Annotated in this window: 14 protein-coding genes; all 14 read left to right on the top strand. The window is 63.9% G+C overall.

Annotated features, from left to right (window positions below):
* The first annotated feature begins 28 nt into the window (after positions 1 to 28).
* A complete protein-coding gene (locus DESUT3_RS03420; RefSeq protein WP_221251071.1) occupies positions 29 to 1,813 on the top strand; it encodes a thrombospondin type 3 repeat-containing protein in 1,785 nt (594 codons plus the stop codon).
* A 119-nt stretch (positions 1,814 to 1,932) separates the two neighbouring features.
* Positions 1,933 to 2,241 (top strand): 50S ribosomal protein L21, encoded by a 309-nt coding sequence (rplU, locus tag DESUT3_RS03415; RefSeq protein ID WP_221251070.1) that lies wholly within the window; start codon positions 1,933 to 1,935, stop codon positions 2,239 to 2,241.
* An 11-nt stretch (positions 2,242 to 2,252) separates the two neighbouring features.
* Positions 2,253 to 2,507 (top strand): 50S ribosomal protein L27, encoded by a 255-nt coding sequence (gene rpmA, locus DESUT3_RS03410; RefSeq protein ID WP_221251069.1) that lies wholly within the window; start codon positions 2,253 to 2,255, stop codon positions 2,505 to 2,507.
* Positions 2,508 to 2,661: 154 nt separating this feature from the next.
* Positions 2,662 to 3,714 (top strand): GTPase ObgE, encoded by a 1,053-nt coding sequence (gene obgE / locus DESUT3_RS03405; protein WP_221251068.1) that lies wholly within the window; start codon positions 2,662 to 2,664, stop codon positions 3,712 to 3,714.
* Positions 3,715 to 3,788: 74 nt separating this feature from the next.
* Positions 3,789 to 4,910 carry a glutamate 5-kinase gene (gene proB / locus DESUT3_RS03400; RefSeq protein ID WP_221251067.1) on the top strand — a complete coding sequence of 374 codons (1,122 nt, stop codon included), beginning with the start codon at positions 3,789 to 3,791 and terminating at the stop codon, positions 4,908 to 4,910.
* 69 nt (positions 4,911 to 4,979) lie between these two features.
* Positions 4,980 to 6,236 (top strand): glutamate-5-semialdehyde dehydrogenase, encoded by a 1,257-nt coding sequence (locus DESUT3_RS03395; protein WP_221251066.1) that lies wholly within the window; start codon positions 4,980 to 4,982, stop codon positions 6,234 to 6,236.
* 72 nt (positions 6,237 to 6,308) lie between these two features.
* Positions 6,309 to 6,962, top strand: coding sequence for a nicotinate-nucleotide adenylyltransferase (gene nadD / locus DESUT3_RS03390; RefSeq protein WP_221251065.1), 654 nt, complete (start codon positions 6,309 to 6,311; stop codon positions 6,960 to 6,962).
* Between the two features lie 7 nt (positions 6,963 to 6,969).
* The gene (rsfS, locus tag DESUT3_RS03385) at positions 6,970 to 7,350 is read left to right on the top strand and encodes a ribosome silencing factor (RefSeq protein WP_221251064.1); all 381 of its coding nucleotides are present in this window, start codon (positions 6,970 to 6,972) and stop codon (positions 7,348 to 7,350) included.
* Positions 7,347 to 7,823: a 23S rRNA (pseudouridine(1915)-N(3))-methyltransferase RlmH gene (locus tag DESUT3_RS03380; protein WP_221251063.1), complete on the top strand. Its 477-nt coding sequence runs from the start codon at positions 7,347 to 7,349 to the stop codon at positions 7,821 to 7,823. The genes rsfS and DESUT3_RS03380 overlap by 4 nt, the downstream gene beginning before the upstream one ends.
* 35 nt (positions 7,824 to 7,858) lie before the next feature.
* A complete protein-coding gene (locus DESUT3_RS03375; RefSeq protein ID WP_225911606.1) occupies positions 7,859 to 8,212 on the top strand; it encodes a TraR/DksA family transcriptional regulator in 354 nt (117 codons plus the stop codon).
* Positions 8,213 to 8,339: 127 nt separating this feature from the next.
* A complete protein-coding gene (locus tag DESUT3_RS03370) occupies positions 8,340 to 9,713 on the top strand; it encodes a lipopolysaccharide assembly protein LapA domain-containing protein (RefSeq protein ID WP_221251062.1) in 1,374 nt (457 codons plus the stop codon).
* Complete coding sequence (gpmI, locus tag DESUT3_RS03365) at positions 9,710 to 11,257, top strand: 2,3-bisphosphoglycerate-independent phosphoglycerate mutase (protein ID WP_221251061.1); 1,548 nt, start codon at positions 9,710 to 9,712, stop codon at positions 11,255 to 11,257. The genes DESUT3_RS03370 and gpmI overlap by 4 nt, the downstream gene beginning before the upstream one ends.
* A 205-nt stretch (positions 11,258 to 11,462) precedes the next feature.
* Positions 11,463 to 12,209 carry a ComF family protein gene (locus DESUT3_RS03360; protein ID WP_221251060.1) on the top strand — a complete coding sequence of 249 codons (747 nt, stop codon included), beginning with the start codon at positions 11,463 to 11,465 and terminating at the stop codon, positions 12,207 to 12,209.
* Between the two features lie 80 nt (positions 12,210 to 12,289).
* A complete protein-coding gene (locus DESUT3_RS03355) occupies positions 12,290 to 13,777 on the top strand; it encodes a PAS domain-containing sensor histidine kinase (RefSeq protein WP_221251059.1) in 1,488 nt (495 codons plus the stop codon).
* Positions 13,778 to 13,904: the final 127 nt, after the last annotated feature.

Below are 13,904 nucleotides of genomic sequence, written 5' to 3'. Positions count from 1 at the left end.
GATTTTTTTTCTGCAAGGGGGAAAATAGATGCTCTCAACGGTCAAACTCGCGGCACTCCTGGCAATCCTCGCGCTTGCCCTGGCGGGCTGCGGCGGAGGCGGCAGCAGCAACAGCGGGGCCACCCCGCCCCCCGGGAATACCGCCACCGACAGCGACGGCGACGGCATCGTTGACGCCTCGGACAATTGCCCGAACAGCGCCAACCCCGACCAGGCCGACATTGACGGCGACGGCATCGGCGACCTGTGCGACCCCACCCCCCAGGCCGATGTGTTCAATTGGATGGGCAACACCCGGCTCTCGGTAAGCGCCGCCAATGGCCTGCTGGCCAATGATCCGCCCGGCTCGGTCATTGCCGCGGCCGACAGTACATCGGCCTTCGGCGGAAGCCTTGCGGTCAACACCGCCACCGGGGCCTTCGTTTACGATCCCCCCACGGGTGCGCAGAACCTCGCCGACAGTTTCAGGTACACGGTGGCCGGTTCCCTGCCGACCCAGGTCACCATCAACCTGGCCGAACGCATCTGGTTCGTGCGCAACAACCACCCGGGGGCCGATCAGGGGAGCGACCAGAATCCGTTCCTGAGCCTGGCCCAGGCCCAGGCGGCCTCGGACGCCGGCGACACCATCTTCGTCTTCGCCGGCAACGGCACCGCCGCCGGCCAGGACCAGGGCATCGCCCTGCAGGAGGACCAGAAACTGCTCGGCGAAGGGGTGGGGCTGAAAATCAACGGCGTGCCGATTGTCGACCCCTTCCCCAACGCGCTCATCTCCAACGCCGCCCTGGGCCTGCCCGGCAACACCCCGGTGATCCTGCTCGCCACTGGCAACGAGGTGGCCGGCTTCAGCATCCAGGCGACCTTCAACGAGGGGATTCTCGCCCTGGGCGGCGGCGGTTTTCATCTGCACGACAACAGCATCACCTTCGCTCCGCTCACCGGCCGTGAAGGGATTCGCCTGCTCAACCTCACCGGCAGCAACCGGGTGGCCGGCAACACCATCACCGGCTCTCCCCGCGACGGGGTCAAGCTGGCCAACAACGAGGACCAGGCGGGCGACCCGGCTCCCGCGACGCCCGTTGCGGCCACCCTGAGCCTCAGCCGCAACACGATCGGCAATCCCGGCCAGGACGGGATCAACATCGACCTGGAGGGCGCCGGCGCGGCACTGGCGGTGAATATCCTGACCAACACCCTTACCGATGCCGGTGCCGGCGCCGACGGCAACGAGGGGATCAACATCACCAGCCGCGGAGCGGCGCTGGTCACGGCCGTGCTCTCCGGAAATGTCATCTCCGGCAGTGCCGGCGAGGCCGTCGACCTCGAGGCCCAGGGCAGCTCGGCATTCAAGGGCTTCGTCGCCAACAACGACCTGTCCACCAGCGCCGCCGCGAGCGATCTGCGCGCCGCCATCGCCGGCGGCGCCACGGCAACCGCCTGCCTGGAGTTGATCGACAACGCCAACGCCGCCGCCAACTCGAGCTTCGTGGTGAACAACGGCGCTGCCGAAGGCAGCTTCCAACTGTTCGAAACCGGCAACGATGCCCCGGCCACCCGGCTTGGCGCCGCGCTCAGCGACGTCCCCCAGGGGGCCTGCGCCATCGCCCTCGACGGCGCCGCGCTCTTCCAGGCCAACTGCGGCGTCTGCCATGTCGGCAACGGCCTCGGCCAAGGCAATGTCGGCCCCGACATAACCAACCGGAGCGCGCCGCAGATCGCCTTCCAACTGGCCAACAACCCGACCATGCAGCATATCAGGCTGAGCGCCGCGGAAATCCAGGCCATCGCCGAAGCCCTGACGAGCAGCCCCTGAGGTTGCCCCACCCGGCACGGAAGCCGGGGCAACTTTATCCTTGACAGGCCCCGGAGCCGCAGTTATAGTGCCCCGTTACTGGATTCAGAAAAAACCGAAACGAGAGCGAGGTGAGTTACATGTACGCGGTGATCAAGACCGGAGGGAAGCAGTACAAAGTTTCCGAAGGCGATTTTTTGAAAATCGAGAAGATCGAAGGCGCGGTGGGCGATTCCATCGAGCTGAACGAGGTCCTTATGGTCGGCGGAGAAGAGGTTAAGATCGGAACACCTCTATTGCCAGGCGCGAAAGTCAAGGCGCAGATCGTGGAGCAGGCCAAGGATACCAAGATCCTGGTGTTCCACTCCAAGCGGCGCAAAGGCTATCGCAAGATGTACGGACACCGTCAGCCCATCACCCGCCTGAAAATTCAGGGCATTGAGGCTTAAGGAGGCTTACCATGGCACACAAAAAAGGCGTCGGTAGCACCCGAAACGGTCGCGACAGCGTTGGCAAGCGCCTTGGCGTCAAGCGTTTCGGCGGGCAGAAAGTCACCGCCGGTTCGATCCTGGTCCGTCAGCGGGGTACCACCATTCACCCCGGCAGCAACGTCGGCTGCGGCAAGGATTACACCCTGTACGCTCTGGTCGACGGCGTCGTCACCTTCGAGCGCAAGGGTCGCGACAAGAAAAAGGTCAGCGTCTACGCCGACTGATTCGCTTCGCGCCAGCTATCGACAAGGCAAAAAGCCCGGAGTTCTGCAGGAACTTCGGGCTTTTTTATGGTAAAAAGAAGAATCCAGGGAGTCAGAAGTCAGCATCCGGCTTTCTTCGGGCTCCTGGATTCTGGATTCTGGATTCTTTCGAGCAATGAATTTCGTCGATGAAGTAAAAATCCACGCCAAGGCCGGCGACGGCGGGCGCGGCTGCCTCTCCTTCCGCCGCGAGAAGTTCATCCCCCTGGGCGGCCCCGACGGCGGCGACGGCGGCCACGGCGGCGACGTCTGGCTGCGGGTCGACTCGGGCCTTTCCACCCTGCTCGACTTCCGCTACCGGGTCCACTACAAGGCCGAGCGCGGCGGGCACGGCATGGGCAAGAACATGCACGGCAAGAGCGGCGCCCCGCTGTATATCACGGTCCCTCCGGGTACCCTGGTCTACGACGAGGAGACCGGCGAGCTGCTCGCCGACCTGGTCGAGCCCGGCCAGGAGCTGCTGCTGCTCAAGGGGGGCATGGGCGGGCGCGGCAACGCCCGCTTCGCCACCTCCACCAATCGCGCCCCTCGCCACGTCCAGCCCGGCACTCCCGGCGAAGAGCGCTGGCTGCGCCTGGAACTTAAGCTGCTTGCCGACGTCGGCCTGGTGGGCATGCCCAACGCCGGTAAATCGACGCTGATTTCCTCGGTTTCCGCCGCGCGTCCGAAGATCGCCGACTACCCCTTCACCACCCTGGTCCCCAATCTCGGGGTGGTGCGCTATGGCGGCCACAAGACCTTCGTCATGGCCGATATTCCCGGGCTCATCGAGGGGGCCAGCGAAGGGCACGGGCTCGGCACCCGGTTTCTGCGCCATGTCGAGCGCACCGACCTGTTCCTGCACCTGGTCGACGCCTCGGGCATGCAGCAGCAGGAGCCCATCGAGCAGTTCGAGGTGATCAACCGGGAGTTGGAACACCACAACCCCGAAATGCTGGAAAAGACCCAATTCGTGGTCATGACCAAAATGGACATCCCCGAAGCCCGGCAGTTGGCCGAGCAGACCCGCCCCTGGTTCGAGCAGCAGGGCTACCGGGTATTCGCCATTTCGGCGGTTACCGGCGAGGGCCTCCGGGAGCTCGTGGAGGCGATCGGCGGCCAGCTGAACAGGTTGCGGGCCGCCCCACCCAAGACCACTTTCGATCCCCTGGACCCGGACACACCTTGACAGCAGCGCTGTGCGCAGTTAAGATACCGCCTATTTCCCGTTAAAATCCGGTACCTTCCATCATACGGCAAGCCATGCGAAAGAACTTGCTCGGCCACGTCAAACGCGTAGTCATAAAGATCGGCAGCGGGGTCATCTCCGACCAGAAGGGGCTGGAGGAGGGACAGATCGCCTCCATCAGCCGGGATGTCTGCGCCCTGCGCGCCAGGGGTCTGGAGGTCGTGCTGGTCTCCTCCGGGGCGGTGGCCGCCGGCCGGGGCGACCTGGGCATCACCGGCCGGCCCCAGTCCATCCCCCTCAAGCAGGCCGCGGCCGCGATCGGCCAGAGCCGGCTGATGCGCGCCTACAAGGAAGCCTTCAACAGCCAGGGGACCAAGGTGGCCCAGGTTCTTCTGACCCGGGACGACCTGGCCAACCGCCGCCGCTACCTCAATGCCCGCAATACCCTGATGACCCTGCTCGAGTACGACATCGTGCCGATCATCAACGAGAACGACACGGTGGTGGTGGACGAGATCCGCTTCGGCGACAACGACAACCTCTCGGCCATGGTGACCAATCTCACCGAGTCGAGCCTGCTGACCATCCTCTCCGACGTCGACGGGCTCTACGACAAGGACCCCCGCAAGCACCCGGACGCCCGGCGCATCTCCGAAGTCGAGCGGGTGACCGAGGAGATCGAGGCGATGGCCGGCGGCGCCGGCAGCCTGGTGGGGACCGGCGGGATGTTCACCAAGGTCCGGGCGGCCAAGCGCGCGGCCCTCTACGGCGCCGGCACCATCATCGTCAACGGCCGGATCCCGGGAATTCTCCCGCGGCTGTTCGACGGCGAGGAACTCGGCACCTACTTCCTCCCGGCCCGCGACCGGATGGCGGCCAAGAAGCACTGGATCGCTTTTACCAAAAAGCCCCGGGGCAAGCTGTTTGTCGACGAAGGGGCCCGGCGCGCCCTGATGGAGAATGGCAAAAGCCTGCTCCCCTCGGGCATCAAGGGGGTCGAGGGCGGTTTTGAGCGGGGCGACGCGGTGCGCCTTTGCGACCTCGACGGGGTCGAGTTCGCCAAGGGGGTGATCAACTACTCGCTCCCCGAACTGCTCCCCATCCTCGGCAAGAAAACCTCGGAGATCGCCGCCATTCTCGGCTACAAGTACGGCGACGAGGTAGTCCACCGGGACAATCTTGTGTTAAATAAGTAATCAGATCATGCAATGCTGCTCCGACCGATCAGTCCGATCGGCCGGAGTTCCTCCCAAAGGACAAAGATCATGACAATTCGCGAAGAGATGCTGAAGCTGGCCCAGGATGCCCGCAAGGCCGGGCGTGCCATGGCCAACCTGTCCTCCGCGGTCAAGGACGAGATGCTGCGGCGCATGGCCGATGCCCTGGAGAAAGGGGCCAACGATCTGCTCGCCGCCAACGAGCTCGACCTTGGCGCGGCCCGCGACAAGGGCCTGGCCCCGGCCATGGTCGATCGGCTGGCCCTGGACGAGGGTCGTATCAAGGCGATGGCCGACGGGCTGCGCGAGGTCGCCGACCTGCCCGACCCGGTAGGCGAAATCACCGGCATGTGGCGCCGCCCCAACGGCATCCAGGTCGGCCGCATGCGCATCCCCCTCGGGGTGATCGGCATCATCTACGAGTCGCGCCCCAACGTCACCGCCGATGCCGCCGGGCTGTGCCTGAAAAGCGGCAACGCGGTGATCCTGCGTGGCGGCTCCGAGGCCTTCCACTCCAACCGCGCCATCGGCGACCTGCTCAAGGCCGAGATGGCGGCCATGGGCCTGCCCGCGGCCGCCCTGCAGGTGGTCACCACCACCGAGCGCAGCGCCGTGCTCGAACTGCTCAAGCTCGAGGAGCAGATCGACCTGATCATTCCCCGCGGCGGCGAGGGGCTGATCCGCTTCGTCAGCGAGCATTCGCGCATCCCGGTCATCAAGCACTACAAGGGGGTCTGCCACACCTTCGTCGACGCCAGCGCCGACTACGACATGGCCGAGAAGATCTGCGTCAACGCCAAGGTTCAGCGCCCCGGGGTCTGCAACGCCATGGAGACGCTGCTGATCCACAAGGACATCGCCGAGACCTTCGTGCCGCGCATCGTCGCCACCCTGCGCGCCAAGCGGGTCGAAGTGCGCGGCTGCCCGGTAACCAGGGAGTTCGCTCCCGAAGTCAAGGCCGCCACCGAAAACGACTGGGGGACCGAGTTTCTCGAGCTGATCCTGGCGGTGAAGGTCGTCGACGACATCGACGAGGCCATTGAGCACATCCAGCGCTACGGCTCGCTGCACACCGAAACCATCGTCACCCGCGATTACGGGAACTCGCAGCGCTTTCTGCGCGAGGTCAACTCGAGCGTGGTCATGGTCAACGCCTCCTCGCGCTTCTCCGACGGCAACCAGCTCGGCCTCGGCGCCGAAATCGGTATCTCCACCACCAAGCTCCACTCCTTCGGTCCCATGGGGCTGGAGGATCTGACCACCCGCAAGTTCGTGGTTCTGGGGGATGGGCAAATAAGATCCTGAGGCGTAGGGCGTGAGGGGTGAGGCGAAAAAGCCTTTAACTCCTCACTCCTCACTCCTCACTCCTCACTGCTTATGAAACTCGGCATCCTCGGCGGCACCTTCAATCCCATCCACCTCGCGCACCTGCGCATCGCCGAAGAGGTGCGTGAAGCCTGTGGACTGGAGCGGATCCTGTTCATCCCCGCCGCAACGCCGCCGCACAAGTCGACAGCCGGCAACGTCCCCTTCGCCCAGCGGCTCGCCATGGTCCAGGCGGCCATCGCCGACAACCCGCACTTCGAGGCCTCGGATCTCGAGGCGCGACGCGGCGGCAAGAGCTACTCGGTGCACACCCTGGAAATTCTGCGCCGGCAAAGGCCAGGTGACGAGCTCCATTTCATCATCGGCATGGATTCCTTTCGGGACCTGGCCTCCTGGAAGGAATACCGCCGACTCTTCGAGCTGACCAACCTTGTGGTGGCCGCTCGCCCCGGGGTCCACAGGGGGGATCCCCGGGAGCTGCTTCCCGTTGCCATTCAGGATGAGTTCTGTTATGATTGCTCGGCCCAAGCGCTGACGCATCGCAGCGGCAGGTCGGTGATTTTCCTAGAGGAAACCTTTCTGGACATCTCCTCCACCCACATCCGGACCCTGGTTTCCCGAAATCGTTCCGTCAGATACCTGGTCCCCGAGGCGGTTGACCGGTACATCGCCAACCACGGCCTCTATCGCGACATGGAAAGGTAAGAACATTTTGCAGTCCCAGGATCGGGCGATTCTCTGTGCAGCTTACGCCCTTGAAAAAAAAGCACTCGACGTCAGGCTGCTCAAAGTAGCCGGCATTTCCACCCTGACCGACTTCCTGCTCATCGCCACCGGCAGCTCGGACCGCCACGTTCAGGCGGTGGCCGAATCGGTGCGTCTCGGATTGAAAAAAGACCACGAAGTCCAGCCCCTGGCCGTTGAGGGGGAAAACGAGGGGCGCTGGGTTCTGCTGGATTACGGCGACGTCATGGTCCACATCTTCCAGGAGCCGGTCCGCCATTTTTACGATCTCGACGGGCTCTGGAGCGAGGCTCCCGAGGTCTCCATCCCCGAAAAGTTCCATTGGGAGAAAAAGGCCGGGGCCAGTTGAAACTGCGCCTGGTCTGCGTCGGCAAGCTCTCCGAAGCCTTTCTGCGGGAAGGCGCCGAGGAATATGCCGGCCGGATTCAACGCTACCTCCCCCTGGAAATCATCGAACTGAAAGAGGAAAAGCAAGGCGGCAAAAAACCCGATCCGCGCCGGATTCGCGACCTGGAGGCCGAGCGGATCCTGGCGAGGATCCCGGACGGGGCCTTCGTCCTGGTCCTCGATGAAAACGGTCGTTCCCTGAGCAGCGAGGGCTTCTCCGAGTTGCTCGGCCGTCATATGGTGCAGGGCACCCCTGAACTGGTCGCGGTCATCGGTGGCGCCTACGGGCTCGGGGAGCGCGTCAAACAGCGGGGGGATCTGGTGCTGTCCCTTTCGGCCATGACCTTCACCCACCAGATGGCCAGGCTTTTTCTTTTTGAGCAAATTTACCGGGGTTTGACCATCTTGCGCAACGAACCCTATCACAATCGCTGAGGATGACCGAATCCAAAGGAGTGGTATAGTTAACGATGGAAAAATCAGAAATGGAACAGGCCCGCGAACGGTTGCTGAAAATGCGACGCGAAGTCATGAAGGAAGTCCAGGACTGCTCCGCTGCCGCACGCGAACTTGCCCAGGGCGACGTTCCCGACATCGGCGACATGTCCTCCAACACCTACAACCGCGACGTGCTGCTGAACCTGAGTGAAACCCAGCGTCAGAAAATCAAGGACATCGACGCCGCCCTCGAGCGGATCGAGCACGGCGAATACGGCATCTGTCTGCGCTGCGAGGAGGAGATCGCCCCCAAGCGCATGGAAGTGCGCCCTTTTTCGCGCTACTGCATCGATTGCAAGACCGAAGTCGAAAAATTCGGTGAGTGATCGGTTGCCTGAAATGCAACGGCTTCTCCCCGCCGGAGGATAAACCGGGTTCGGTCGGCCCAGGGGCAAGGAGAGCGACAGCTTTTCGGAGGGATAATATCCGGGCGTCAGCCCGCAGGAGGAGATCATGATGATAATCCTGGCCATGTTATTAGTCGTTATTGTTTTTCTTGCCGCGTTCATCTACTTTCTTGGTCTCAACCCCCAGGAAGTCACCATCTTCTTCTACAATGATTTTTCCCTGACCAGCTCCGTCGCCGTCATGGTGGTGGCCTGCATCCTGGTCGGCCTGGCTCTCGGCTTCGTGGTCACGGTCTTCACCGTCTTCGCCTCCCAGGTGCGGCACTGGAAAAGCACCCGCCGGGACAAAAAGGCCAGAGAAATCACCAACGCCTACCAGGAGGGGATGTCCCGGCTGGTTTCGGGGGATACCCGCAAAGCGCAGTCGTTGCTGCAGAAAGCCCTGGATCGCGATCCGAAGCGGATCGATGCCCACATCGCCCTGGCCGATGTCCATGCCCAGGCCGGCGATGCCCAGCAGGGGCTGAAACAGCTGCTCAAGGCCAGGGACATGGAGCCCGCCAACCTCGAAGTTCTCTTCAAACTGGCCACCGCCTACGAAGCCACCGGCCAGCCCCAGGAAGCCGTCAAAACCTTCGAACAGATTCTTGCCGGCGAACCTGCCAACCGCAAAGCACTGGCTGGCCTGCGGGATCTGCGGATTCGCCTTGACCAGTGGAGCGAAGCGCTCGACCTGCAGAAAAAGCTGGCCAAGGCCAGCCAGGGCAACGGCGAGGAGCAGAAACGCCTGGTCTCGCTCCGTTACGAGGTGGTGCGCAAGACCATCGCGGAATGCGCCCCCGATCAGTGCAAGGCCGAGCTGAAGGAACTCAACGACATCATCCGCCAGGATCCCCAGTTCGTCCCGGCCCGGGTTACCCTTGGCGACGCCTACAAGGTCGCCGGCCGCCGCGAGGAGGCTTCCAAGGCCTGGCAACAGGGATACCGGGCCACCGGCAAGGCGGTGTTCCTCTCCCGGCTCGAGGACCTCTTCCTGGATGCCGAGGACCCCTCCTCGCTGCTGGCCATTTACCGCGGAATGCTCGCCGACCGGGGGGATGACCTGATGTTCCGCCTCTTCTACGGCAAGCTCTGCCTGCGCCTGGAAATGGTTGACGAAGCCCTCGAACAGCTCTCCGCCGTGGAGAATGCCGGGGTCCAATCACCCAAACTGCACCTGTTGCTCGCCGAGGCCCACCGCCGCCGCAACCGCCCCGAAGACGCCATGCAGGAATACAAAAAAGCCCTCGGCGTCGACAAGCGCCTGCACCTCGGCTATGCCTGCGAGTCCTGCGGCGCGACTGCGGCCGAATGGCAGAGCCGTTGCGGGGCCTGCGGCTCCTGGGGCAGTTTCTCCCTGGAGGGACGGCAGATCATCCAGCAGGCCACGGCGAAGGCGGCCGAGGCCAGGGAGATCCACCACGGAGAAAGAGCCGAATGACCAAGTCTGCCCGACGTCCCATTGCCCTGGTCATCCTCGACGGCTGGGGGATCCGCGAGACCTGCGACAACAACGCGGTCTGCCAGGCCAGCACCCCCCGCCTCAAGGCCCTGCTGGAGGAATACCCGAACACCCGCATCGGTGCCTCGGGGCTCGACGTCGGGCTGCCCGATGGGCAGATGGGCAACTCGGAGGTCGGGCACCTGAATCTGGGCGCCGGGCGCATTGTCTACCAGGATCTGACCCGCATCAGCCAAAGCATCGCCGACGGCGACTTTTTCAGCAACCAGGTGTTCGCCCAGGCACTCGAGAGCCTGAAAAAGACCGGGGGCAAACTGCACCTGCTGGGGCTGCTTTCCGACGGCGGGGTTCATTCGCACAACACCCATCTTTACGCCCTGGTCGAGCTTGCCAAACGGGCCGGCATCAGCGATGTCTGCATCCACCCGTTCCTGGACGGGCGCGACACGCCACCGCAGAGCGCCATCGACTACCTCGCCCAACTCGAAGACAAGCTGAATAAAACCGGCCTGGGCCGCATCGCCACGGTCACCGGCCGCTACTATGCCATGGACCGCGACAACCGCTGGGAGCGGGTGGAACGGGCCTACCGCGCGCTGAGCGAGGGGCAGGGGGTCGCCGTCGCCACCAGCGCCGAGGCGATTCGCGGCGCCTATGCCGCAGGCCAGACCGACGAATTCGTCGAACCGCGGGTGATCTGCAGCGCGGGCCGCCCGGCAGGCACCGTCGACGACGGTGACGCGATCATTTTTTTCAACTTCCGCTCCGATCGGGCCCGGGAGATCACCCGAGCCTTCACCGACCAGGAGTTCCAGGGATTCAAGCGCGGCAAGCTCCCCGAGCTTGCCGCCTATGTCTGCATGACCGAGTACGACGAGACTTTCGGCCTGCCGGTCGCCTTTCCCGCCGAGACCTGCCCCAACCTGCTCGGCGAACTGGTCGCCCGGGCGGGCAGGACCCAGCTGCGCATCGCCGAAACCGAGAAGTACGCCCACGTCACCTTCTTCTTCAACGGCGGCAGCGAGGTTCCCTCCGAGGGCGAAGACCGGGTGCTGATCCCTTCGCCCAAGGACGTGGCCACCTATGACCTGAAACCGGCCATGAGCGCGCCGGCGGTCACCGACGAGGTGGTCGCCCGGGTCGCCTCGGGGGCCTACGACCTGATCGTGCTCAACTACGCCAACCCCGACATGGTCGGCCACACCGGGATCCTGCCGGCGGCGGTGCAGGCCATGGAGACGGTGGACGCCTGCATCGGCCGGGTGGTCGATGCGGTGCTGGCCGCCGACGGCTCGCTGCTGATCACCGCCGACCACGGCAACTGCGAGCAGATGGTTGACGAAAAGGGCCAACCGCACACCGCCCACACCTCCAACCTGGTGCCGCTGATCCTGGTCGACCCCGAAAGGAAGAACCAGCCCCTGCGCCCGGGCATCCTCGCCGACATCGCCCCGACCATCCTCGAGTTGATGGGCCTGGAGATCCCCCCCGAAATGACCGGCCGCAGCCTGCTGCATACCTGAACAAAGAAGCCTGGGAAGCTCACGCCTCCCAGGCTTCTTTGTTTGACCGCTTTGCCCGCTCCGAATTACCTCCCGTGTGACGCAGGCGGAGTGAAGTGGACCCGCCATTGCTTGAAGGGCTATGGCGGGCAAGGAGCCCTGGCGGCCTTCTTTGGGGCCAAGCCAAAAGGATACCTAGAGAGAATTTCCATCCAAGGAGCCCCCCTTGCCTCTTCTCCGCTCCCGCCTTCTCCCCCAACTCCAAGCCCTGCTCGACCTGCTGCTTCCCCCCGCCTGCCCCCTGTGCGGCGCCAACCTCCCCCAGGGACCTGACCAGCCGCCACTCTGCCCCGCCTGCCTGGCCGGCATCCGTCCCCTGGAGTCCCCCTGCTGCCCCCGCTGCGCCCTCCCCTACCCGGCCGAAGAGGGTACCGACCACCTCTGCGAACCCTGCCTGCGGCGGCCCCCGCCTTTTGCCTGGGTCGCAGCCTTGGGGCTGTACATGGGCACCCTGCAGAGCGCGGTGCAGCGCTTGAAATTCTCCGGCGCCATCGGCCTGGACCGGCCGCTCGCCTCGCTGCTGGCCGATCGGTTTACCGACCAGGTGCGGGAGTTCGAGCCTGACCTGCTGCTGCCGGTTCCCCTCCACCGGGACCGTTTGCGCCGGCGCAGCTACAACCAGTCGCTGCTGATCGCCAGAGTCCTGGGGCGCCGCTGGGGCGTGCCGGTGGCCTGCCGGTCCCTGGTACGCACCCGGGATACCCCGCCCCAGCAGGCGCTTAAGGCCGACATCCGACAACGCAATCTGCAAGGGGCCTTCCGCCTGCTTGGCCCCCTCGCTGGGGAGCGAGTCATTCTGGTGGACGACGTGATGACCACCGGCGCCACCGCCCGTGAATGCAGCCGGGTCCTACTGACCGGCGGAGCTTCCGCCGTGGCGGTGACTGTGCTTGCGCGCACTCCCCGTCCGTAGATTTGCCGGTATAATGGTAAATAACTCCGTGCTAATGTATATTGTTTTTGCCAAAAGAGACCCTTCGAACGGGGAAATACATGGGGCCGGATCTGAAACACGAAAAACTGCTGCAGCACATTCTCGCCAACATTCCCAGCGGGCTGTTCCTGGTCGACCGCGACCAGCGCATCTTCTACTGGAACCGCGAGGCCGAGCGCATCACCGGCTACCGTGCCGACCAGGTAATCGGTCAGCATTGTTCGTTTTTGGACGGGGTTCCCTGTGGGGAATTCTGTGGGCTTTTTTCAAAAAAGGTCCCCAAACCGGTGCTCGGCGTAACCTGTTCATTACAGCGAGCCACCGGGGGCCGCATCACCATTCTGAAGAACATGGATTATCTTCGGGACGAAGGGGGGCAGATCATAGGCGGAGTAGAATCCTTCATCGACGTAACCGCCTACAAGAAACTGGAGAAAAAGCTGCGCAAGCAGACCTATGATCTGGAGCACGCGGTGCAGCGCCGCACCGGGGAGTTGGAGAAGGAGCGGACCCAGCTGCGCAACGTGCTGGATGCCATGAGCGATTTTGCCTACATCGCCTCGGCGGATCACCGCATCCAGTTCATGAACCGGGCAATGGTCAAGACCTTCGGCGACCATCACGGGAAGGCCTGCCACAAGGCTTTTTACAACCTGGACGCGCCCTGTGGCGAATGTCCGATGGCGGCGGTGCTCGAAGGGCAGACCGTGCGGTCCGAACGAACGACTCCATTCAACCGCTGCACCTACGAAATCATTGACACCCCTCTGGAGGCCCCCAACGGAAAGATCCAGAAGCTCGCCGTCTACCGGGATATCACTGCGCGCAAAGAGGCCGAGGAAAATCTCCTCGAGGCGAACCGGGAGCTGGACGCCTTCGTCTATACCGTCTCTCACGACCTGCGTACGCCGCTGACCCCGATCATTGCCTACGCCGAAATGTTGCAGACTGAATACGCCCACTGCATGGACGATCACGCCCGGGAAATGCTCCAAGAAATTGAGGGACAGGGGCACCGCATGCTCGCCCTGCTCGAAGACCTGCTGGAACTGGCGCGGGTCGGCATGCCCGAGCCGGTGGAGCGACCGGTGGAACTGGCCAGGGTGTTGCGCAATACCATCGAGGAGCTGCAGGACCAGATCGGCGAACGTCAGGCGGAGATCAGAATCGGCAGCCTGCCGCACTTGCGCATTCCCCGCACCTTTCTCAGCCAGCTTTACGGCAATCTGCTCGGCAATGCCCTGCGCTATGCCGCCGGACCGGGGAAACCGATCGAAATCGGCAGCCGCCTGATCGGCGGCCGGCTGCTGCTCTACGTCCTGGACCACGGGCCTGGAATCCCCGAGGCGGAAAGAGGCACCATCTTCGACCTGTTCAAACGCGGCGCCAGCGCCTCAGGTACCAAGGGCACCGGAATCGGCCTGGCCACGGTGCGCAAGATCGTCCGCCTCTACCAGGGGCGCATCTGGGTGGACGAGACCCCAGGAGGGGGCTGTACCTTCTGGGTGGAATTCCCGGCCGAGCTCGCCGAGTCGCCGGCCGGTTAGTGTCCCGTGCGGTTAGTCGTGGCAAATATTTCTGAGACATTTTTGGTGCTGCCAAGGCGTCGCCAACGCAGGCCTAGCCGTGCGCTAAGTCAAGGTGGCGCAACGCAGGCAGCGCCGAAAAGGGCCG

This window comes from Desulfuromonas versatilis, assembly GCF_019704135.1.
Lineage (GTDB): Bacteria > Desulfobacterota > Desulfuromonadia > Desulfuromonadales > NIT-T3 > Desulfuromonas_A > Desulfuromonas_A versatilis.
Note: the sequence above shows the minus strand (reverse complement) of the source record. Positions and strands in the feature narration are given on the sequence as shown.

Excerpts from the sequence above, each read along its gene's own strand:
- DESUT3_RS03420 (WP_221251071.1), top strand. The coding sequence starts at position 29 with ATGCTCTCAACGGTCAAACTCGCGGCACTCCTGGCAATCCTCGCGCTT.
- rplU (WP_221251070.1), top strand. The coding sequence starts at position 1,933 with ATGTACGCGGTGATCAAGACCGGAGGGAAGCAGTACAAAGTTTCCGAA.
- rpmA (WP_221251069.1), top strand. The coding sequence starts at position 2,253 with ATGGCACACAAAAAAGGCGTCGGTAGCACCCGAAACGGTCGCGACAGC.
- obgE (WP_221251068.1), top strand. The coding sequence starts at position 2,662 with ATGAATTTCGTCGATGAAGTAAAAATCCACGCCAAGGCCGGCGACGGC.
- proB (WP_221251067.1), top strand. The coding sequence starts at position 3,789 with ATGCGAAAGAACTTGCTCGGCCACGTCAAACGCGTAGTCATAAAGATC.
- DESUT3_RS03395 (WP_221251066.1), top strand. The coding sequence starts at position 4,980 with ATGACAATTCGCGAAGAGATGCTGAAGCTGGCCCAGGATGCCCGCAAG.
- nadD (WP_221251065.1), top strand. The coding sequence starts at position 6,309 with ATGAAACTCGGCATCCTCGGCGGCACCTTCAATCCCATCCACCTCGCG.
- DESUT3_RS03375 (WP_225911606.1), top strand. The coding sequence starts at position 7,859 with ATGGAAAAATCAGAAATGGAACAGGCCCGCGAACGGTTGCTGAAAATG.
- DESUT3_RS03370 (WP_221251062.1), top strand. The coding sequence starts at position 8,340 with ATGATGATAATCCTGGCCATGTTATTAGTCGTTATTGTTTTTCTTGCC.
- gpmI (WP_221251061.1), top strand. The coding sequence starts at position 9,710 with ATGACCAAGTCTGCCCGACGTCCCATTGCCCTGGTCATCCTCGACGGC.
- DESUT3_RS03355 (WP_221251059.1), top strand. The coding sequence starts at position 12,290 with ATGGGGCCGGATCTGAAACACGAAAAACTGCTGCAGCACATTCTCGCC.